Origin of the sequence: Klebsiella sp. CN_Kp106 (genome assembly GCF_040064575.1) — a bacterium.
GTDB lineage: Bacteria > Pseudomonadota > Gammaproteobacteria > Enterobacterales > Enterobacteriaceae > Klebsiella > Klebsiella michiganensis.
This window is the reverse complement of the sequence record NZ_JBEAIG010000001.1, coordinates 312963-334088: the sequence shown is the minus strand read 5'-3', so window position 1 is coordinate 334088 and position 21126 is coordinate 312963. Positions and strand designations below refer to the sequence as shown.

At 57.9% G+C, this 21126-nt stretch carries 18 protein-coding genes; 14 read left to right on the top strand and 4 right to left on the bottom strand.

Annotation, left to right across the window (positions count from 1 at the left end; translation table 11 throughout):
* Window positions 1-51: 51 nt before the first annotated feature.
* Window positions 52-1869, top strand: a complete 1818-nt coding sequence (gene malZ, locus ABLU96_RS01485; protein ID WP_064405114.1) for a maltodextrin glucosidase — start codon at window positions 52-54, stop codon at window positions 1867-1869.
* Here malZ and ABLU96_RS01480 read toward each other — a convergent pair.
* Window positions 1866-2768, bottom strand: coding sequence for a LysR family transcriptional regulator (locus ABLU96_RS01480; protein ID WP_014228151.1), 903 nt, complete (start codon window positions 2766-2768; stop codon window positions 1866-1868). The two genes, malZ and ABLU96_RS01480, sit on opposite strands and share 4 nt — an antisense overlap.
* Window positions 2769-3058: 290 nt before the next feature.
* Between ABLU96_RS01480 and ABLU96_RS01475 the strand changes: the two genes are divergently transcribed.
* The 5 genes from ABLU96_RS01475 to ABLU96_RS01455 all read left to right on the top strand — a co-directional run bounded on the left by ABLU96_RS01475 (window position 3059) and on the right by ABLU96_RS01455 (window position 10460).
* Complete coding sequence (locus tag ABLU96_RS01475) at window positions 3059-3700, top strand: hydrolase (protein ID WP_004848179.1); 642 nt, start codon at window positions 3059-3061, stop codon at window positions 3698-3700.
* Between the two features lie 136 nt (window positions 3701-3836).
* Complete coding sequence (locus ABLU96_RS01470) at window positions 3837-4382, top strand: antibiotic biosynthesis monooxygenase (RefSeq protein WP_004129650.1); 546 nt, start codon at window positions 3837-3839, stop codon at window positions 4380-4382.
* Between the two features lie 24 nt (window positions 4383-4406).
* Window positions 4407-6275 (top strand): amidohydrolase, encoded by a 1869-nt coding sequence (locus ABLU96_RS01465; RefSeq protein WP_014228153.1) that lies wholly within the window; start codon window positions 4407-4409, stop codon window positions 6273-6275.
* Window positions 6276-6411: 136 nt separating this feature from the next.
* Window positions 6412-9069, top strand: coding sequence for a DUF2339 domain-containing protein (locus tag ABLU96_RS01460; RefSeq protein ID WP_064405111.1), 2658 nt, complete (start codon window positions 6412-6414; stop codon window positions 9067-9069).
* On the top strand, window positions 9066-10460 hold the full coding sequence (locus ABLU96_RS01455) for a DUF3999 domain-containing protein (RefSeq protein ID WP_047724319.1): 1395 nt from the start codon (window positions 9066-9068) through the stop codon (window positions 10458-10460). Before ABLU96_RS01460 ends, ABLU96_RS01455 begins: the two co-directional genes overlap by 4 nt.
* A gap of 47 nt (window positions 10461-10507) precedes the next feature.
* Here the strand turns inward: ABLU96_RS01455 and ABLU96_RS01450 are convergent, their stop codons facing one another.
* On the bottom strand, window positions 10508-11110 hold the full coding sequence (locus tag ABLU96_RS01450; protein ID WP_004099418.1) for a peroxiredoxin: 603 nt from the start codon (window positions 11108-11110) through the stop codon (window positions 10508-10510).
* A gap of 170 nt (window positions 11111-11280) precedes the next feature.
* Window positions 11281-11862, bottom strand: a complete 582-nt coding sequence (acpH, locus tag ABLU96_RS01445) for an ACP phosphodiesterase (RefSeq protein WP_049083002.1) — start codon at window positions 11860-11862, stop codon at window positions 11281-11283.
* A gap of 91 nt (window positions 11863-11953) precedes the next feature.
* Here acpH and queA point away from each other — a divergent pair, with 91 nt between their 5' ends.
* The 8 genes from queA to ABLU96_RS01405 all read left to right on the top strand — a co-directional run bounded on the left by queA (window position 11954) and on the right by ABLU96_RS01405 (window position 20109).
* Window positions 11954-13018, top strand: a complete 1065-nt coding sequence (gene queA / locus ABLU96_RS01440; protein WP_032694142.1) for a tRNA preQ1(34) S-adenosylmethionine ribosyltransferase-isomerase QueA — start codon at window positions 11954-11956, stop codon at window positions 13016-13018.
* 109 nt (window positions 13019-13127) lie between these two features.
* Window positions 13128-14255, top strand: coding sequence for a tRNA guanosine(34) transglycosylase Tgt (tgt, locus tag ABLU96_RS01435; RefSeq protein ID WP_004129667.1), 1128 nt, complete (start codon window positions 13128-13130; stop codon window positions 14253-14255).
* Between the two features lie 22 nt (window positions 14256-14277).
* Window positions 14278-14610 (top strand): preprotein translocase subunit YajC, encoded by a 333-nt coding sequence (yajC, locus tag ABLU96_RS01430; RefSeq protein ID WP_004099423.1) that lies wholly within the window; start codon window positions 14278-14280, stop codon window positions 14608-14610.
* A 27-nt stretch (window positions 14611-14637) separates the two neighbouring features.
* Window positions 14638-16485, top strand: a complete 1848-nt coding sequence (gene secD, locus ABLU96_RS01425; protein WP_071957337.1) for a protein translocase subunit SecD — start codon at window positions 14638-14640, stop codon at window positions 16483-16485.
* 10 nt (window positions 16486-16495) lie between these two features.
* Window positions 16496-17467, top strand: a complete 972-nt coding sequence (gene secF / locus ABLU96_RS01420; protein ID WP_004848195.1) for a protein translocase subunit SecF — start codon at window positions 16496-16498, stop codon at window positions 17465-17467.
* Between the two features lie 116 nt (window positions 17468-17583).
* A complete protein-coding gene (locus ABLU96_RS01415) occupies window positions 17584-18975 on the top strand; it encodes a M24 family metallopeptidase (protein ID WP_064405108.1) in 1392 nt (463 codons plus the stop codon).
* A 64-nt stretch (window positions 18976-19039) separates the two neighbouring features.
* Window positions 19040-19405 carry a VOC family protein gene (locus ABLU96_RS01410; RefSeq protein WP_064377633.1) on the top strand — a complete coding sequence of 122 codons (366 nt, stop codon included), beginning with the start codon at window positions 19040-19042 and terminating at the stop codon, window positions 19403-19405.
* 14 nt (window positions 19406-19419) lie between these two features.
* Window positions 19420-20109, top strand: coding sequence for a YafY family protein (locus ABLU96_RS01405; protein WP_014228161.1), 690 nt, complete (start codon window positions 19420-19422; stop codon window positions 20107-20109).
* A 43-nt stretch (window positions 20110-20152) separates the two neighbouring features.
* On the opposite strand, the gene ABLU96_RS01400 is transcribed toward ABLU96_RS01405, so the two are convergent.
* Window positions 20153-21037, bottom strand: coding sequence for a nucleoside-specific channel-forming protein Tsx (locus ABLU96_RS01400; RefSeq protein WP_004848202.1), 885 nt, complete (start codon window positions 21035-21037; stop codon window positions 20153-20155).
* Between the last annotated feature and the right edge of the window lie 89 nt (window positions 21038-21126).

Here is a 21126-nt window from a genome sequence, read left to right as displayed (position 1 = left end):
CGCCAGTACGCTGTGGCAAGGTGTGCCCATTCTGCAAAGAGAGGAATAACAATGTTGAAGGCATGGCACCTCCCGGTTGCTCCGTTTATTAAGGAACAGCAGGAACGACTGATTATTACGCTATGGTTAAGCGGCGACGATCTGCCGCCGCGGGTCACGCTGCGCGCGGAAGAGGATAACGAAGAGCTGTCGCTGCCGATGCACCGCCTGCGGCAGGAGCCGCATCCGGGCGTGGTGGCGTGGCGCGGGGAAATCAGCCTCGTTAACGGGCAGCCGCGTCGCCGCTACAGCTTCAAGCTGCTGTGGGCCGACCGCCAGCTGTGGTTCACGCCGCAGGGGTTCAACCGCTTTCCGCCGGCGAGGCTGGAGCAGTTTGCGGTCGATCTGCCGGACAGCGGACCGCAGTGGGTAGCCGATCAGGTATTTTATCAAATCTTCCCTGACCGTTTTGCCCGCAGCGAGTCTCGCGAAGCGGGACAGGATGCGATTTATTACCATCACGCCGCCGGTCACGACATCGTACGCAAAGCGTGGGATGAACCGCTAACCGCCGAGGCGGGCGGCTCCACCTTTTACGGCGGCGATCTCGATGGTATCAGCGAGCGGCTGCCGTACCTGAAGCAGCTTGGCGTGACGGCGCTGTACCTGAACCCGGTATTTGTCGCCCCCAGCGTGCATAAATATGATACCGAGGATTATCGTCGCGTTGATCCGCAGTTTGGCGGCGATGCGGCGCTGCTGCGCCTGCGCCACCATACGCAAAAAGAGGAAATGCGTCTGATCCTCGATGGCGTGTTCAACCATAGCGGCGATTCGCATGCCTGGTTCGACCGCCACCAGCGCGGTAGCGGCGGTGCCTGCCATAACGCCGATTCGCCGTGGCGCGACTGGTATAATTTTTCCCCCGAGGGCGTTGCCCACGACTGGCTGGGATACGCCAGCTTGCCTAAGCTGGACTACCGGTCGTCGACGCTGATCGATGAAATCTATGGCGGGGAAGATAGTATCGTCCGCCACTGGCTGAAAGCGCCATGGAGCATGGACGGCTGGCGCCTGGACGTGGTGCATATGCTGGGCGAAGAGGGCGGGGCGCGCAATAACCTGCGCCATATCGCCGGCATTACCCAGGCGGCGAAGCTGGAGCGGCCGGACGCTTTCGTGTTCGGTGAGCATTTCGGCGACGCGCGCCAGTGGCTACAGGCCGACGTTGAAGACTCGGCGATGAACTACCGCGGCTTTACCTTTCCGCTGTGGGGCTTTCTCGCGAACACCGATATCTCCTACGATCCGCAGAAAATCGATGCGCAGACCTGTATGGCGTGGATGGATAACTATCGCGCCGGACTGTCGCACCAGCAGCAGCTGCGGATGTTTAACCAGCTCGATAGCCACGATACCGCGCGCTTTAAGTCTCTGCTCGGCAAAGATGTTGCCCGCCTGCCGCTGGCGGTGGTGTGGCTATTTAGCTGGCCGGGCGTGCCGTGCATTTACTACGGCGATGAAGTGGGCGTGGATGGCAATAACGATCCGTTCTGCCGTAAGCCGTTCCCGTGGGATCCGGCTTTGCAGGATGGCGCTCTGCTTGAACTGTACAAGCGGATGAGCAAGCTGCGTAAGGCCAATCAGGCGCTGCGCTACGGCGGCTGTCAGGTGATTTATGCCGAAGATAACGTGGTGGTGTTCGTGCGCGTCTATAAGCAGCAGCGCGTGCTGGTGGCGATCAACCGCGGCGAAGCCTGCGAGGTGGTGGTGGAGGATTCGCCGCTGCTCGACGTCAACGGCTGGCAGCTGAAAGAGGGCGCCGGGGCGCTACACGACGGCGTGCTGACGCTACCGGCGATCTCCGCCAGCGTCTGGTTTAGCCGCTAGTCGTAGAGCTGGCTCAGGCTTTCACTTTGCAAAATGGCCTCGCGCCACCAGCGCTGGGCCAGCCCGTCGTTGCCGCTGCGCCAGGCCATATAGGTGATATCTTTCTCGCGGCAGGAGATGACGGCCTTTTCGACCAGCTCGCCTTTTTCCAGCCACGGCCGGGCAATGTGGCGCGGTAAAAAGCCGCAGCCCAGCCCGGCGCGCAAGAGTTCGACTTTACTGGCGAAATCATCGACGCGGATTTGCGGCTGCTCGTCGAGCAGGTTGCTGTTGAGCGGATGGCAGTAGCGGGCGCTGTCGCTGATAACCACCGCGCGATGCAGGCTGAGCTGCTTATTGGTCAGCGGTTGGGTTGTTTCCGCCAGCGGATGCCCCGGCGCGATGACGAAAATATTGTCCATGGCGCCGAGCATTTTCCACGACCATTCGGCGGAGGTCGGCGGTTCATTGATCGCCCCGAGAATAATATCCGCGCCGTTGTGGGTGAGCTCTTCCCACGAGCCCGCAAGAGTATGGTGGGTAAAGTTAAGGCGGGTTTGCGGATGCTGGGCGTAGAACGCGTCGATCAGCGGCAGCAGCGCGCTAAACGGGAAAGAGTCATCCAGGGCGATTGCCAGATCCCGTTCCCAACCGGCGCTGAGCTGCACCGCCTGCTTTTCCAGATCTTTGGCGGCATTCAGCAGCAATCGGCCTTTCTCCAGCATCATTCTGCCCGTATCGGTAAATTTTGCCCGGTGCCCGGAGCGATCCAACAGAGTGATATTCAGATCGTTTTCCAGCTTTTGAATCATGTAGCTCAGCGCGGCAGGGGTTTTAAATAGCGATTCTGCGGCGGTGGCAAAAGAGCCATGTTTGTCCAGCGCGTCGAGAATCAACAGGACATCAAGGTTCAGGCGCATGCGTCAGCTTCCGGTAAAAAAGAGTGCCCCCGTTTTACCGGAGCGCCCTGTTCAATTCCAGTGAATAATTTAGAACGGTTAACCGTAAAAATTTGATAAACATAATTTCGCCCATCTTGTAATGGTTAATCGAATAGTCATAACTTTCGCTTTGGAAATAAATCAGAAAAAAATCTTTAATAACTCGTTAGAAATTACTGACTATACTCACCATGCTTTATCAGTCAGGATCCAGACAGCACAACGGAAACGGTAGTATCTTTTTAACTCATTGATTAACAGGATATGTTATGTCTATTCGTGAACTGATCGATCCCTCAAACTCAGCGCTTATTTTTATTGACCACCAGCCGCAAATGTCTTTTGGCGTAGCCAATATTGACCGTCAGACCCTGAAAAATAATACGGTGGCCTTAGCCAAAGCGGGCAAAATTTTTAATGTTCCGGTGATTTATACCTCAGTAGAAACCAAAAGCTTCAGCGGCTATATCTGGCCGGAACTGCTGGCCGTACATCCAGATGTGAAACCTATTGAACGTACCTCAATGAATTCCTGGGAAGACGCGGCTTTTGTTGAAGCGGTAAAGGCGACCGGACGCAAGAAATTGATTATTTCCGCACTGTGGACGGAAGTCTGCCTCACTTTCCCGGCGCTGATGGCGCTGGATGCGGGCTATGAAGTTTACGTGGTGACCGATACCTCCGGCGGCACCTCGGTTGATGCCCACGAACGCTCCATTGACCGTATGGTGCAGGCCGGCGCGGTGCCGGTAACCTGGCAGCAGGTGCTGCTGGAGTACCAGCGCGACTGGTCGCGTAAAGAGACGTATGACGCGGTGATGGACCTGGTGCGCGAGCACAGCGGCGCCTACGGGATGGGCGTGGATTACGCTTATACCATGGTGCACGGCGCGCCAGAGCGTAAAGCTTAAATACACTTCATCCTTCAAGCTGCCTCTTTGTTGGCTTCGTTTGCCCGCCTCGACGCAGCATGAATGATTTTGTGTATGGTCATGTATAGGGAATGGCGGCGGACAACCCGCCATTCCCTGAAGCAAGGAACTCTTAATGGCGCAACAGAAATCGGTGACCCTGGTGATCAGCCATGTGCTCGACCCGGAGCATGGCCAGCGGTATGAAGCGTGGCTGGGCAAAATTATGCCGATTGCGGCAGAGTTTCCCGGCCATCTTGGCGCAAACGTCATTCGTCCGGCCCCCGGGCAGAATTTATGGAGCGTGATTATTCGCTTCGACACCATTGAGCATCTTTACGCCTGGACCCAGTCGGAGACCCGCCGCCAGCTGGTGGCGGAAATTGCGCCGCTGCTGAGCGAAGGCGATCGTACCGAAGTCCGGACTGAACCGGCCTTCTGGTTTACGCCCCCCGCGGCGAACGTGCGCCAGCCGCGACGCTGGAAGCAATTTTTAATCACCCTGCTGGTGATTTTCCCCAGTACAAACCTGGTGCCGTCAATAACCGGAATACTGTTGCCCTCGCTGAAGGGAAGCCTGTTGCTGCATCTGATCAATGATGCCTGTGTGGTCGCGCTGGTGGTCTGGTTCTGGATGCCCATCGTGACCCGTCTGTTTGCTGGCTGGTTAAAGAAAAACTGAGCCAGTCTCCTGAAGGAGTGCGTTATGTCGCAAACTGCCACACTGATCCTGACCCACGGTCGGGTTCATACTCTCGATCGTCAAAATCCCCTGGCCGATGCGGTGGCGATCGCTGACGGTAAAATTCTCGCCGTCGGTAGCCACGATCGGATCATGAGCTTTGCCGCGGACGGGACGCAAATTATCGATCTCAAAGGCCATACGGCGATCCCCGGCCTGAACGACTCCCACCTGCACCTGATCCGCGGCGGCCTGAACTACAATCTGGAGCTGCGCTGGGAGGGGGTTCCCTCGCTGGCGGACGCGCTGCGGATGCTAAAAGATCAGGCCGACCGCACGCCGTCGCCGCAGTGGGTGCGGGTGGTCGGCGGCTGGAGCGAGTTCCAGTTCGCCGAACGGCGGATGCCGACGCTGGAGGAGCTTAACGATGCGGCGCCGGATACGCCGGTATTTGTCCTGCATCTGTACGATCGCGCATTGCTGAACCGCGCGGCGCTGAAGGCGGTGGGCTACACCAAAGAGACCCCGGATCCGGCGGGCGGCGAGATCGTTCGCGACGGTAACGGCAACCCGACCGGGATGCTGATCGCCAAACCCAATGCGATGATCCTCTACTCGACGCTGGCCAAAGGGCCGAAGCTGCCGCTGGAACTTCAGGTCAACTCAACGCGGCAGTTTATGCGCGAGCTTAATCGTCTGGGGCTGACCAGCGCTATTGATGCCGGGGGCGGTTTCCAGAACTACCCGGAAGATTATGAAATTATTGAACAGCTGCACGCCAAAGAGCAGATGACCGTACGTATCGCCTATAACCTGTTTACCCAGCGGCCTAAGCAGGAGCTGGAAGATTTTGAGCGCTGGACCGATATGCTCAAGCCGGGACAGGGCACCGATTTTTACCGCGCCAACGGCGCCGGGGAGATGCTGGTTTTCTCGGCGGCGGATTTCGAAGACTTCCTCCAGCCGCGTCCGGATCTGCCGGAAGGGATGGAAGATGAACTGGAGCGGGTGGTGCGCCATCTGGTTGAACACCGCTGGCCGTTCCGCCTGCACGCCACCTATGATGAATCCATCAGCCGGATGCTCGACGTCTTCGAGAAGGTGAATCGCGATATTCCGTTCAACGGGCTGCACTGGTTCTTCGATCACGCGGAAACCATCACCGAGCGCAATATCGAACGCGTTAAAGCGCTGGGCGGCGGCATCGCCGTGCAGCACCGTATGGCTTTCCAGGGCGAATATTTTGTCGACCGCTACGGTAAAGACGCGGTCAAACATACACCGCCGGTCGCGAAAATGCTCGAACTGGAGGTTCCGGTGGGTCTGGGGACGGATGCCACCCGCGTGGCGAGCTACAATCCGTGGACCGCGCTTTACTGGCTGGTATCAGGGCGTACCGTCGGCGGGATGGCGATGTACGACGACAGCAACCGCCTGCCGCGCGACGTGGCGCTGGAACTGTGGACGGCGGGAAGCGCGTGGTTTTCCAGCGAGCAGGGCAAGAAAGGGCGCATTGAGCAAGGCCAGCTTGCCGACCTGGTGGTGCTGTCGAAAGACTACTTCAGCGTCGCGGAAGAGGAAATCAAGGGGATCGAGTCGGTGCTGACGGTGGTGGACGGCAAGGTGGTGTACGCGGCGGGACACTTTTCGCCGCTGGCGCCGCCGCCCATTCCAGTGCTGCCCGAGTGGTCGCCGGTGGTGAAAGTTCCGGGCCATTACCGTTCCGCGCCGCCGACGGCCGCGAATATTGGCGCGATAGTTCAGATGCACCAGTGCTGCGGCAGCTGCGGCGTACATGGGCATCAGCATGATATTGCGCGCAAATCGGCGATTCCGGTTGCCGATGAGCAGGCGTTCTGGGGCGTACTCGGCTGCTCCTGCTTTGCTTTTTAGCGCGACGGACGCTTATTAGTACCGGTAGGCCAATGAGAGCGTTCACGCCCTCATTGGCCTTTTTCATTTTCTCGGATAGCGCTGATAAGACAATGTGTGTCATTCTGCTCCCTCTTCAAACAGTGAAGGTGAGAACATGGATGATCTACTGATCTTTGGCGCTGTGATTTTATTCTGCGGGCTGGTGGTTGGGCCGCTCGTGGCGATTGCCGCGCTCAGGCGCAGCGCGGCGGTCCGTGTGGAACTGGCGGCTTTGCAGCGTCGGGTTGAGGAGCTTGAGCTGCGCGGCGTTGCGCAGGCACCGGTGGCGGAGGCAAGTGGCGTCGTGCCGACTGCTCCGGAAGTCGTTGCCTCTGTTGACGCAACAGCGCTGGTAGAACACGAGCCATCACCGGCGCCCGTGGCGGAAGCCGTTGACCCATGGCTTTCGCAGCCGAAGCCAACGCCGAAGCCGGAGCAGATGGCGAAATCGGCTCCTGAAACCGAACAACCTTCCGCGTTTGGCGGGATGGTATCGTCATTGGTTCGTTGGTTTATGCAGGGTAACCCGCTGGCGAAGCTCGGGATCCTGCTGCTGTTTCTTGGCCTCTCCTTTCTGCTGCGCTATACCGTGGAACACGCGCTGTTCCCCCTCGAGTTACGTCTGGTCGCGGCGTCGTTGTTCGCCATTGTCCTGCTGGCTGTCGGATGGCGATTGCGGCATAAGCAACCGATGTACGCCCTGATCTTACAGGGTGGGGCAACGGGGGCGCTCTATCTCACCGTTTTTGGCGCCTTTCGCCTGTGGCAGATGCTGCCGATGACCCTGGCGTTTGCGCTGCTGGTGGTGATTTGCGCGGCGAGCGTAGGGCTGGCGATTGTGCAAAAAGCGCTCAGCCTGGCCATGCTGGCGAGTCTTGGCGGTTATCTTGCGCCGCTGCTGCTCTCTACCGGCGGCGGCAGTCATGTGGCGTTGTTCTCATTCTATCTTCTGCTGTCGGTGGGCATTCTTACCATCAGCATCCGCCAGCACTGGCGGGAGCTTAATCTGCTTGGCCTGCTGTTTACCTTTGGCGTCGGTGGCCTGTGGGGGCTGAATGATTATCGGCCAGAGTATTACCTGAGCTGCCAGCTGTTCTTAATCGCCAATACGATTATTTTTGGCGTGTTGAGCGTGGCGCTGTCGCTGCGGGCGCAGGAAAAGGGTAAGCAGATTATTGACGGCGTTCTGCTGTTTGCACCGCCGCTGGTCGGCTTTGGTATGCAGTACGCTATCACCCGGCATATGGAATACGGTCCGGCGCTCAGCGCGCTGGGCTACGGTGGCTTCTATCTGGCTTTAGCCTGGCTGGCACTGCGTCGCTACCCCTCTTTAGGGAAGCCGCTGGTACTGGCCGCGCTGGCGCTCGGCGGCGCATTTACCACCCTTGCTATTCCCCTTGCGCTTTCGGCTCGCTGGACCGCGATGGCCTGGTCGCTGGAGGGGCTTGGGATCCTCTGGCTGGGCGTGCAACAGCAGCAGCGGCGTATGAGCTATAGTGGGACTGCGCTACTCTTTTTGGCGGTTGGCAGCGCGCTCTGGGCGCAGGCAAATGACGCCACGCCGCTTTCTTTGCTGCTGATTTTCGCTGTACTCAGTCTTAGCTGGCTGGTCGCCGCCTGGCTGTGGCGAAGCATTGAAGTGCACGCCAGTGGAGGACTGCTTTTGGGCGGGCTACTGTTCTGGGTGGTGGCGCTTGTCGGCGCATCGCAGCTGGCGTTGAGTAAAGACTCGCAGATTATATTTGGCGTGCTGGCGACGCTGGCCGCGTCGGTATGGTGCTGGCGCGCGGTCGCTGCGCGTTTAGTCTGGCAAGAGCTGGATGCCAGCAAATGGTTGTTGTGGCCAATGATGTTGATAGTGCTGTTTTATCAGCTATCCCAACGGCAGATTTTCGCTGCTGGCTGGCAAAATCTGGCCTGGTGCGCGGCGCTGCCCGCGGCGGTGGCGCTGCTCTGGCGTGATGGGCCTTCCCTCCCGCCGCGCATAAACAGGCTCGCCCACCTGTCGCTGTTCTGGATGGTGTTGCTGGCGCTGGCGATGGAGCTGTTTTGGTTTACCCGGGATTTGCCGTGGGGGATGTCGGCCTGGGCGAGTGGATTAATGATGGCGGCAGGCGGGGGGCTGATCTTCCTTGTCTCTGAAGCCGTTCATCGGCAAATATGGCCATTCCGGGTATGGCCTGGGCTGTATGCCTCTCAGGCCATGATACCGGTGGCGGTTGCGCTGGGATGCCTGCTAACGCTGACGAACGTGCAGGATGGTACGGTCTACGGTCAGACCTATTTGCCGTTGATTAACCCGCTGGAAGAGGGCGCCGCTTTCGCGCTGCTTGGGCTGACGATATTTTATCGCGTTTCGCGGCGTTATTTTCCGCTGCAGCTATCGGTATGCCGCCCCTGGCCCGCGGTCGCGCTGCTGGCGCTCGGCTTCTGGTGGCTGAATGGCCTGCTGCTGCGCGCCCTGGCCTGGTACGGCGAGGTGGCCTGGAATATAGAGGCGCTGTGGCATTCGCGCTTAATTCAGACCACTTTCGCTCTGGTCTGGACGCTGGCGGCGCTGGCGGTCATGCTGCGTGCGACGCGGCGACACTCCCGCCGCGAATGGCTGTGCGGCGCGGCGTTGTTAGGCATTGTCATTGTGAAACTCATGCTGGTGGACAGCGCGCGCGGCGGCGGGCTGGCGCGCGCTGTCGCGTTTATCGGCGTGGCTATTTTGGTGCTGATCGTCGGGTATTTTTCCCCGTTACCGCCCAAAGCAGGAGAAGAAAAATGAAATGGATGAAAGCGGTGTTATGCAGCGTGCTGCTGGGCGTGACGGGCGCGGCTGTCAGCGGCGATGAAGCGCGAGAAAAACCACTGGACTATATGCAGGGGGTGATGCTGGAAACCACCGGCGCGTCGCCCTGGTATCGCGTCGAGCTTTCCCCGCTGCTCTATCAGGGGACGGCGTGGCCTGACCTGCGCGATGTGCGGGTATTTAACCATCAGGGAGAGACCGTACCGTTCGCGCTGCAGGTGCAGAAGGCGCAGCCCGTTACGCCTGAAGCGATGACGCTGCGGCTTTTCCCTCTGGAGATGTCGCCGGTTCCGCCGCGCGAAGAGGGGCGACGCGGCGGAGAATCGCTGGTCCTGCGTTCAACAACGGGGATCGAAATTCATCTGGAAACCGATGATGCGAAGGCGCTCGGGCAGAGCTACTTACTGACGCTGCCAACGGAGAAAACGGACGCGTTTGCGCTGGCTCAGCTGCGGCTGAACTGGGCGGCGCTGGCGGGCAGCTGGCAGGGGAAAGCGTCGGTCTATTCCAGTCGGGATTTGAAGTACTGGCGCCCTGTCCAGGAGGATGCGCCCCTTATGGATCTGGCGCGCGATAGCGATCGTTTGAAAATGGATACCATAAGCGCTGACCTGACGCTCTCCGCGGACGGGAATCGTTACCTGCTGGTGCTCCTCGATTCGCAAAGCAAGGCGGTCGTGTTAAATAGCGTGACGGCCCTGGCCGAACGCAGAGAGCCCGAGTCTACGCGCATTGAGCTTGATGCGCAGGCGAACAAGATTTCAGATGAGGAAGCCGTTTGGCGCTGGGCCCGGCCTCAGCCGCTGACTTCGCTCAGGATATCGATGGCCAGCGAAGGGGTTCTACCGGTCGCGCTCTCCTGGCGCAGCGGCGAAAAAGAAGCCTGGCAGCCGCTGACCAAAACCGTGCTGTATCGACTGGACGGCAAGCGTTCGGAGGATATTCAACTTTCTGGCCAGCCGGTTGAAGCGGTGCGGATCACAACGATTAACGCCCGATTACCGACGTCGCTGCCCGCGATAAGCGGTGCGCGAGACAAATACCAGCTGGTTTTTAATACCCAGGGAAAAGGGCCTTATATGCTGGCCTGGGGCAACCGGGCGGCGCCAAAGGCGGATGTCGCCATGGACATGCTGATACCGGCGTCGCTGCGCAAAACGCAGGCTGTAAGCGATCTACCGCTGGCCGTCGCGCAGGAGAGCGTCACCCTCGGCGGTGAAGCGCGGTTGACGGCGACGTCGGCTACCGAGCAGCAGAGCGGCTGGAAAACGCTGCTGGTGTGGGGAGCGCTAATAGTGGGCGTCCTGGTGCTGGCGCTGATGGCGTGGCGAATCTGGCGCGAAGTGAAAAAAAGCGGCTCCGTATAAAACAAAAAAGGCTCGCATCTGCGAGCCTTTTGCCGAACGTACGCCGATTACAGGCTGGATACGTTCTCGGTCAGGTATTTAGCGACGCCTTCCGGAGAAGCGGCCATACCTTCTTTTCCTTTTTCCCACTGCGCCGGACAAACTTCGCCGTGCTCTTCGTGGAACTGCAGCGCGTCAACCATACGCAGCATTTCGTCGATGTTACGGCCCAGCGGCAGGTCGTTAACCACCTGGTGACGAACAACGCCGTTGGCGTCGATCAGGAAGGAACCACGCAGGGCAACGCCTTCGTCCGGGTGCTCAATACCGTACGCTTTCTGGATTTCGCGTTTGATGTCAGCAACCATGGCGTATTTAACCGGGCCGATGCCGCCCTGGTCTACCGGGGTGTTACGCCACGCGTTGTGGACGAACTCGGAGTCAAAAGAAACGCCAACCACTTCTACGCCGCGTTTCTGGAATTCTTCGTAGCGCTTGTCGAACGCGATCAGTTCAGACGGGCAAACGAAGGTGAAGTCCATCGGCCAGAAGAACAGAACGGTGGCTTTACCGCTGGTGTGCTGTTTGAAGTTGAATTTCTCAACGATTTCGCCGTTACCTAAAACCGCTGCCGCGGTGAAGTCCGGAGCCTGACGAGTAACCAGAACCATATGATTCTCCTGTTAATACTAAGGTTAATTGGAACGCAACGCGGGCAAGTATAGGGAGAGGCGCCGGCGAACTCAACGTGACGCTGACAATCGATGAGATAGGTTTTGCCTATCAATCGTTATTTGAAACGGCTATTCAGAATAGTCTTTTGCCAAAAAAGCGCAATCTTTTACAGTTCACCTTTTTTCGCCTGCGCCATCATCTGCGGGTAGAAGCGCCAGAACTGATGCTCAAGACGATCGTAATGGGTATCCAGATCCTGCCAGGAGTCGCGCAGGGCGTCCAGCCGCGGACGGCGGCTGGCCATACCGTTCAGAACCCGCTGAATAAACGCCATATCCCGATAGCGTTCAAGCCAGCGCTCTGACCACAGGTATTCGTTGAGATTGACAAAACGCGGCGGGGAATCGGGCAAAATAAACGTGACCTGGGCGTGGGCGTAGCGGACAAACTCCGGCAGCGGCAGCTCGGGCGACAGCTGCGTCCAGTGGCGTGACAAGAAATGGTCCCACATCACATCCAGCGTAATCGGCGCAACCCGGCGCGTTTCGGGACGAAACCACCCTTTGGCTTCGGTGACTTCGGGCAGGTTATCCGTCAGTACATCGATCCGGCGGTGCATAAAAATGCCCTCCACGACGTCAGCGGGCCACTCGCCGGCGGGGTCGCCGCGAACGAAATCGGCCAGTAAATTACCGGAAAGGGAGCTGTCAGCGAGATGGGCGAGGTGCAGGTGTGCGAGAAAATTCATGCGATTCGTTATCCGGATACGGCTAGTTGTTGCAGCGAAGAGGTGTGAGCACTAGACTAAGCCGCCTGTTTTTAAGTCATGAGTATATGCCATGCGCGTCGCCGATTTCTCCTTTGAATTACCCGAATCCCTGATTGCCCACTATCCCATGCCCGAGCGCAGCAGCTGCCGCTTGCTGTCATTAGACGGGCCGACGGGCGCGCTGACGCACGGTACTTTCACCGATTTACTCGACAAGCTCAACCCTGGCGATCTGCTGGTTTTTAATAATACCCGCGTGATCCCGGCCCGCCTGTTTGGCCGTAAAGCCAGCGGCGGCAAGATTGAGGTGCTGGTCGAGCGCATGCTCGATGATAAACGTATTCTGGCACATATTCGCGCGTCTAAAGCGCCGAAACCGGGCGCGGCGCTGCTGCTCGGCGACGATGAAAGCATTAAAGCGACCATGGTAGCGCGCCACGACGCGCTGTTTGAAGTTGAGTTCGACGACGCGCGCAGCGTGCTGGACATTCTCAACGCTATCGGCCATATGCCGCTGCCGCCGTACATCGATCGTCCTGACGAAGACGCCGACCGCGAGCTGTATCAGACCGTATACAGCGAAAAACCGGGCGCCGTTGCGGCGCCAACCGCCGGCCTGCACTTTGATGAGCCGATGCTGGCGAAGCTTCGCGAAAAGGGCGTTGAGATGGCGTTCGTCACGCTGCACGTGGGGGCAGGAACCTTCCAGCCGGTACGCGTAGACAGCATTGAAGAGCATATTATGCACTCTGAATATGCGGAAGTGCCGCAGGAGGTGGTCGATGCGGTGCTGGCGGCAAAAGCGCGCGGCAGCCGGGTGATTGCGGTGGGCACGACCTCGGTGCGTTCGCTGGAAAGCGCGGCGCAGGCGGCGAAAAACGACCTGATTGAGCCTTTCTTCGGCGATACGCAGATTTTCATCTACCCGGGCTATCAGTACAAAGTCATTGATGCGCTGGTGACCAACTTCCATCTGCCTGAATCCACGCTGATTATGCTGGTTTCCGCATTTGCCGGCTATCAGCACACCATGAACGCCTATAAGGCTGCGGTAGAACAAAAATATCGCTTTTTTAGCTACGGGGACGCGATGTTTATCACGTACAATCCGCAGGCTATTTTTGAGCGCCCATAAGAAGGCTGTCGCGCTGGTTATTTTGACGCCTTCAGGAATTTATTAGCTATGGAATCATTCCGTAGCGAGTCGTTAAACGTCAGACTGTTTTTCTGACGCGGGAGTGATAATGAAATTTGAGTTAGATACCACCGATGGTCGCGCGCGCCGCGGCCGTCTTGTGTTTGAGCGCGGCGTCGTTGAAACGCCAGCCTTTATGCCGGTTGGCACCTATGGCACCGTGAAAGGGATGACGCCGGAAGAAGTTGAAGCGACCGGCGCGCAAATCATCCTCGGCAACACCTTCCATCTGTGGCTGCGTCCTGGTCAGGAGATCATGAAGCTGCACGGCGATCTGCACGACTTTATGCAGTGGAAAGGACCGATCCTCACCGACTCCGGCGGCTTCCAGGTCTTCAGCCTCGGCGATATTCGCAAAATCACCGAGCAGGGCGTGCACTTCCGCAACCCGATCAACGGCGATCCGATTTTCCTCGATCCGGAAAAATCCATGGAGATTCAGTACGATCTCGGTTCCGATATCGTGATGATCTTCGACGAATGTACGCCGTATCCGGCGGACTGGGATTACGCTAAGCGCTCAATGGAAATGTCCCTGCGCTGGGCGAAGCGCAGCCGCGATCGGTTTGACGGTCTGGGCAACAAAAACGCGCTGTTTGGCATCATTCAGGGCAGCGTTTACGAAGATTTACGTGATATCTCTGTTAAAGGTCTGGTAGAGATTGGCTTTGATGGCTACGCTGTCGGCGGTTTGGCTGTCGGCGAGCCGAAGGAAGATATGCACCGTATTCTGGAGCACGTCTGCCCGCAGATCCCGGCCGACAAGCCGCGATACCTGATGGGCGTCGGTAAGCCGGAAGATCTGGTTGAAGGGGTGCGTCGCGGGATCGATATGTTCGACTGCGTCATGCCGACGCGCAATGCGCGCAACGGCCACCTGTTCGTCACCGACGGCGTGGTGAAAATCCGTAACGCGAAGCACAAGAGCGATACTTCGCCGCTGGATGCAGAATGTGATTGCTACACCTGTCGCAACTATTCACGCGCTTACTTGCATCATCTTGACCGTTGCAACGAAATATTGGGCGCGCGACTCAATACCATTCATAACCTGCGATACTATCAGCGCTTAATGGCTGGTTTACGCAAGGCTATTGAAGAGGGTAAATTAGAGAGCTTCGTGACCGATTTTTACCAACGTCAGGGTCGAACCGTTCCACCTTTGAACGTTGACTAATTTTAATAATGAGGGAATTTCAATGAGCTTTTTTATTTCTGATGCGGTAGCAGCAACCGGTGGCGCGGCGCAGGGCAGCCCGATGTCTCTGATCCTGATGCTGGTGGTGTTTGGTCTGATTTTTTACTTCATGATCCTGCGCCCACAGCAGAAACGCACCAAGGAACATAAAAACCTGATGAACTCCATTGCCAAAGGCGATGAAGTACTGACCAACGGTGGCCTGGTTGGGCGCGTCACTAAAGTCGCGGAAAGCGGCTACATCGCTATCGCGCTGAACGATACCACTGAAGTGGTTATCAAACGTGACTTCGTAGCTGCCGTTCTGCCGAAAGGCACCATGAAGGCGCTGTAATTACCCATTTTCCCTAAGGGAACTGCCGTGTTAAACCGTTATCCTTTGTGGAAGTACGTCATGCTGGTCGTCGTCATTGTCGTCGGCTTAGTGTATGCGCTTCCCAACCTGTATGGTGAGGATCCGGCCGTTCAAATCACTGGCGCGCGCGGCGTCGCCGCCAGTGAGCAAACGCTGATCCAGGTCCAGAAAACACTACAAGAAGAAAAAATTACCGCGAAGTCTGTGGCACTGGAAGAGGGCGCAATTCTTGCGCGCTTCGACACCACTGATATCCAGCTGCGCGCGCGCGAAGCGCTGATGGGCGTGCTGGGTGACAAATACGTCGTGGCGCTTAACCTTGCTCCGGCAACCCCGCGCTGGCTGGCGGCCCTGTATGCCGAGCCGATGAAGCTGGGTCTTGATCTGCGCGGCGGCGTGCACTTCCTGATGGAAGTCGACATGGACACCGCGCTGGGCAAACTGCAGGAACAAAATATCGACAGCCTGCGCAGCGAACTGCGTGATAAAGGCATTCCTTACGCGACCGTGCGTAAAGAAGACAACTACGGCCTGAGCATCGCTTTCCGCGACAGCGCCGCGCGCGACCAGGCTATCTCATACCTTAGCCCTCGTCACCGCGATCTGGTTATCTCCACTCAGGGCAGCACTGGCCTGAAAGCCGTGATGACCGACGACCGTCTGAAAGAAGCTCGCGAATATGCCGTTCAGCAGAACATCAATATCCTGCGTAACCGTGTAAACCAGCTGGGCGTTGCCGAACCTCTGGTTCAGCGTCAGGGCGCCGACCGTATTGTGGTTGAACTGCCGGGTATCCAGGACACCGCGCGTGCGAAAGAGATCCTCGGCGCGACCGCGACCTTGGAATTCCGTCTGGTTAACACTAACGTTGATAGCGCCGCGGCGGCCGCCGGTCGCGTTCCGGGCGACTCTGAAGTGAAATATACCCGCGAAGGCCAGCCGGTTGTGCTGTACAAGCGCGTCATCCTCACCGGTGACCACATCACCGACTCGACGTCGAGCATGGATGAGTACAACCAGGCGCAGGTTAACATCTCCCTGGATAGCGCTGGCGGCAACATCATGTCTAACTTCACCAAGGACAACATCGGTAAACCGATGGCGACCCTGTTTGTGGAGTACAAAGACAGCGGGAAGAAAGATGCCAACGGGCGCGCGATTCTGGCGAAAGAGGAAGAGGTGATTAACATCGCCAACATCCAGTCTCGTCTGGGTAACAGCTTCCGTATTACCGGCATCAGCAACCCGACCGAAGCGCGCCAGCTCTCCCTGCTGCTGCGTGCAGGCGCGCTGATTGCGCCGATTCAGATTGTTGAAGAACGGACCATCGGTCCAACCCTCGGTATGCAGAACATCAAGCAGGGCCTGGAAGCGTGTCTGGCCGGTCTGGTGGTCTCCATCCTGTTTATGATCTTCTTCTACAAGAAGTTCGGCCTGATTGCGACCTCTGCGCTGGTGGCTAACCTGGTGCTGATTGTCGGCATTATGTCCCTGATTCCGGGGGCGACGCTGACCATGCCGGGGATTGCGGGGATCGTGTTAACCCTTGCGGTGGCGGTCGATGCGAACGTTCTGATTAACGAACGTATTAAAGAAGAGCTGAGCAACGGGCGCTCCGTGCAGCAGGCGATTGACGAAGGTTATCGCGGCGCGTTCAGCTCCATCTTTGATGCCAACATTACGACGCTTATCAAAGTCATTATCCTGTACGCGGTCGGTACCGGTGCCATTAAAGGGTTTGCGATTACCACCGGTATCGGTATTGCGACCTCAATGTTTACCGCTATCGTCGGCACCCGTGCCATCGTGAACCTGCTGTACGGCGGCAAGCGCGTTAAAAAGCTGTCTATCTGAGGAGTGCGTTGTGGCACAGGAATATACTGTTGAACAATTGAACCACGGCCGTAAAGTCTGGGACTTTATGCGCTGGGACTACTGGGCTTTCGGCATTTCAGGTTTTCTGCTGATTTTGTCCATCGCTATTATTGGCGTGCGCGGGTTTAACTGGGGTCTGGATTTCACCGGCGGTACGGTGATTGAGATCACCCTCGAAAAACCTGTCGATATGGACCAGGTGCGTCAGTCGCTGCAGAAGGCGGGCTTTGAAGAGCCGCAGCTGCAAAACTTCGGCAGCAGCCGCGACATCATGGTGCGTATGCCGCCGGTGCATGACGCCAACGGCAGCCAGGAGCTGGGCAGCAAGGTCGTTAGCGTGATTAACGACTCGACCAGCCAGAACGCGACGGTCAAACGTATTGAGTTTGTGGGGCCGAGCGTTGGCGCGGACCTTGCGCAGACCGGCGCGCTGGCGCTGATAGCCGCGCTGGTGTGTATCCTGATCTACGTCGGCTTCCGCTTTGAGTGGCGTCTGGCGGCAGGGGTGGTTATCGCGCTGGCGCACGACGTGGTGATCACCATGGGCGTGCTGTCGCTACTGCATATCGAGATCGACCTGACCATTGTGGCCTCGTTGATGTCGGTTATCGGCTACTCGCTGAACGACAGTATCGTGGTATCCGACCGTATTCGTGAAAACTTCCGCAAGATTCGCCGCGGTACGCCGTACGAAATCTTTAACGTGTCGTTGACGCAAACGCTGCACCGTACCTTGATCACCTCCGGGACAACCTTGATGGTTATCCTGATGCTGTACCTCTTCGGCGGTCCGATTCTGGAAGGCTTTTCGCTGACCATGCTCATCGGTGTCTCCATCGGTACGGCTTCTTCTATCTACGTCGCGTCCGCGCTGGCGCTGAAGCTGGGCATGAAGCGCGAGCATATGCTGCAGCAGAAAGTCGAGAAAGAAGGGGCGGATCAGCCGTCAATTCTGCCGTAAGGCAATCGCGTAGCGATAAAACGAATCCCGGTCGCAAGGCCGGGATTTTTTTATTACAGCCGCCCGGATTTTGGTTACTCTCCCGTATCAGCACGCAATGACATGGAGAAATGCCGATGGCTGTCGTAACGCTTTCCACCGTTCCTCAACCCCCGCTCTGGTACGATGTGCCTTCCGTTACGCTTAACGACGACACGCTGCAACTGCGCAAGTCCAGGGTGCTGGCAAATATGCGTCAGTCCGGCGTAGACACGCTTATCGTCTATGCCGACAAAGAGCACGGCGGCAACTTTGAGTATCTCACCGGCTTTATTCCCCGTTTCGAAGAGGCGCTGCTGGTGCTGCATCGGGACGGTGAAGCGGTGCTGGTGCTGGGTAACGAGAATCTCAAGCTGGCAGGCCATGCCCGGCTGGAAAACCGTGTGATTCACGCCCCGTGGTTTTCGCTGCCCAATCAGCCGATGGAAACCGGTAAAACGCTGGCTCAGCGGCTTCAGGAGGCGGGCGTTGCGGCGGAAAACCGAATTGGCCTGGCGGGCTGGAAGCTCTTTACCGGCGCGGCGGATGACCGCGCGCAGATGTTCGATCTGCCTGCCTTTATCGTGGACGCTATTCGCCAGGCCGCCGGCCCGCAGGCAAGATTAACTAACGCCACCGGCATTTTTATCGACCCGGCAAGCGGAGCGCGAGTCACCAATAATGCCAACGAGCTGGCGCACTATGAGTACGGCGCAAATCTGGCTTCCACCGCGATTCTCACCGCGCTTAACGCCGTTGCGCCGGGTAAAACGGAAAAGCAAATCGGCGCGCTGCTGGCGGCGGAAGGGCAGTCTAATAGCGTGGTGATGATTGCCGCTACCGGCGAGCGCTTCGCCTGGGCGAATCTCTATCCGGGCGATAAGGTGATTCAGCGCGGAGATAAATTCTCGCTGACCACCGGCTTCAAAGGCGGCCTGAGCAGCCGCGCCGCCTACGTGGTGGCCGATGAGAGCGAACTGGCGCCCGAGGTGGCTGATTACCTCGAGGTCGTGGCGAAGCCCTATTTCAACGCGGTGGTGAACTGGCTGGAAAATCTGCGCATCGGCATGCGCGGCGGTGATATGTATGCGCTGATAGAGCAGGCGTTGCCGAAGGCGGAATATCACTGGCACCTGAATCCGGGGCATCTGGTCGCGGATGAGGAGTGGCTCTGTTCGCCCATTGGCCCCCATTCAACCGCCTGCCTGCAAAGCGGGATGATACTGCAAATCGACATCATTCCTTCCCGCCCGGGCTACGGCGGCGCAAGCATTGAAGATACCGTGGCGCTTGCCGATAGCGCGTTGCGTCGGGAGCTGGCGCAGCGCTATCCCGAACTCTGGCAGCGTATCGTCGCCCGGCGCTTGTATATCGGCGAGCAGCTTGGCATTGTGCTTCCTGAAGAGGTGCTGCCATTTTCCAGTACCGTGGGATACCTGCGTCCGTGGCTGCTGAGTCCCGAGCGCGCGCTGGTGTGCGCACCATACTGACACAATGCTGTCAGTAGGCCTGTCTTACACTCCTCCTGAACCCAAACAATGGACAGGAGGATGTATGAACAACGTAATTAACTGGTTTGAGATCCCGGTTGCGGAGATGGATCGTGCCGTGGCGTTTTACGAGCCGGTGATGCAGGTGACGCTGCGTCGGGAAAAAATGGATTGCATCGAGATGGCCGTTTTCCCGCATGAGGATCCGGCTCCCGGCGGCGCGCTGGCAAAGTTCGAAGGCGTTAAGCCCTCCGATCAGGGATGTATTCTCTATCTGCATACTGACAATCTGGCGGCCACGCTCGATCGCGTCAACTCGGCGGGCGGAAGCTGCGTGTTTGGCCCCCTTGAACTGGCGGACGATATCGGCACGATTGCCCTGTTTATTGACAGTGAGGGTAATCGGATTGGCCTTCACCAACCCGCGTAAATGAGACAACAGAAATGAGCCGACGCGCCGACCGCCTTTTTCAAATCGTCCAGATCCTGCGCGGGAGGAGATTAACCACCGCCGGGCTGCTGGCCGAGCGGCTCGGCGTGTCAGAGCGCACCATCTACCGCGACATTCGCGACCTCTCGCTCTCCGGCGTCCCGGTTGAGGGGGAAGCCGGGAGCGGCTACCGGCTGCTGGCAGGCTATGACCTACCGCCGCTGATGCTAACAACCCAGGAATCGGAAGCGCTGATGGCCGCTATACGGCTGCTGCAAACCTGGGGCGGTGCCTCGCTTTCCCAGGCGCTGGAGTCGGCGCAGGAAAAAGTGCTGGCTATTTTGCCTGCCGAGAGCCGGCGCAAGGCGGAGCAGTCGCGCGTGTTCGCACCGGACTTTGGTGCGCAGGGCTATAGTAAAGATCAGTTTGATATAGTGCATCGGGCAGTCTCCGCCCAGCAGGCGCTGGGGCTGCGCTATCGCGATGAAGCGGGAAACGTGTCGCAGCGTGACGTACTGCCGCTGGGGCTTTTTTTCTGGGGCGAGCGCTGGCTGCTGGTGACCTGGTGCGAACTGCGGGAAGATTATCGCTGTTTTCGCCTTGACCGCTGCCTGGAGATTTCCGCCACCGGGCGTCATTTCAGCGAACGAGCCGATCGCTCATTAAGTGATTTCTTGCGTAAGGTGAGATGCGAAGAGCGTTAGCTTTTATGATCCCCGGCGTAGTTGCCGGGGATCATCGAGCCGATTAGAAGTTGTAGCCGACCACGAAGTAACCACCCCAGCCGGTAGAGCGGACGTTAAAGTCGCCGTCGCCGAAGTTCAGCTTCGCGTCATCCGCCCACTGGCCGCCGTTGTGGAAGTAACGCGCCACGACGGAGTAGTGCCAGTGATCGTAGTTCAGCGCCAGGATATGGCTGGATGCGATGGAGTTGCTGGTGCGTGAATGCTTACCGTTCAAATCATAAGCGTTGTCATCGCCCAGATCGGAGCCCCAGTCAAAGTTGGTGAAGCCGATATAGCTCAGTGAACCGCCCCACAGGTCGGTCAGCGGCACGAAGTATTTCACTTTGAAGCGGTAGCCGTCCCACTCGTTCTCGTTTGATGCGCCATAGTTTTGCCACTGATATTTCGCATAGACGTTGAGCGAGAGGCTCATCGGCAGGCCGGTATCGATATCGGTACCCAGACCCATATACCAGGTGCTCTGACGACCGGACTTGTTGCGGCCCATGTCGTAGATATAGTTGTTAGCGAAATACCACTCTTTGAACGGGCCGAAGCTGAGGTCGGTACCGGTCAGTTTGTCGATGGAGAAGCGCGGCTCAATTTCCATAAACAGCGGGGAACCGTGGTTCCAGATACCTTTCGCGTTGGTGTTACCGCCGAAGAAGACCGGCGCATCCATATAGCCATAGAAATCAAACCAGTCTTTCTTGGCGAACGCTTCATATTCCAGATAAGTATCGTTACGGATCTGCGGACCAAAACGAGTGTGGTAGCTGCCCACCACGTTTACACTCTGGTGCCACCAATCAGACAGGTATTGCGGTTTGTCGTTTTCTGCCGCGCTGGCAGAGAAAGATGCGGAGAGCGCCAGAGCTGCGCCGGCTGCCAGTAATGTTTTTTTCATAATGATGCCACTGTTTAAATTAAGCCTGAAGGCGTTAAAAGAAGCGCCGAAGCGTTTCTAAATATTTCGTATTTCTGTGGCGTCTATTA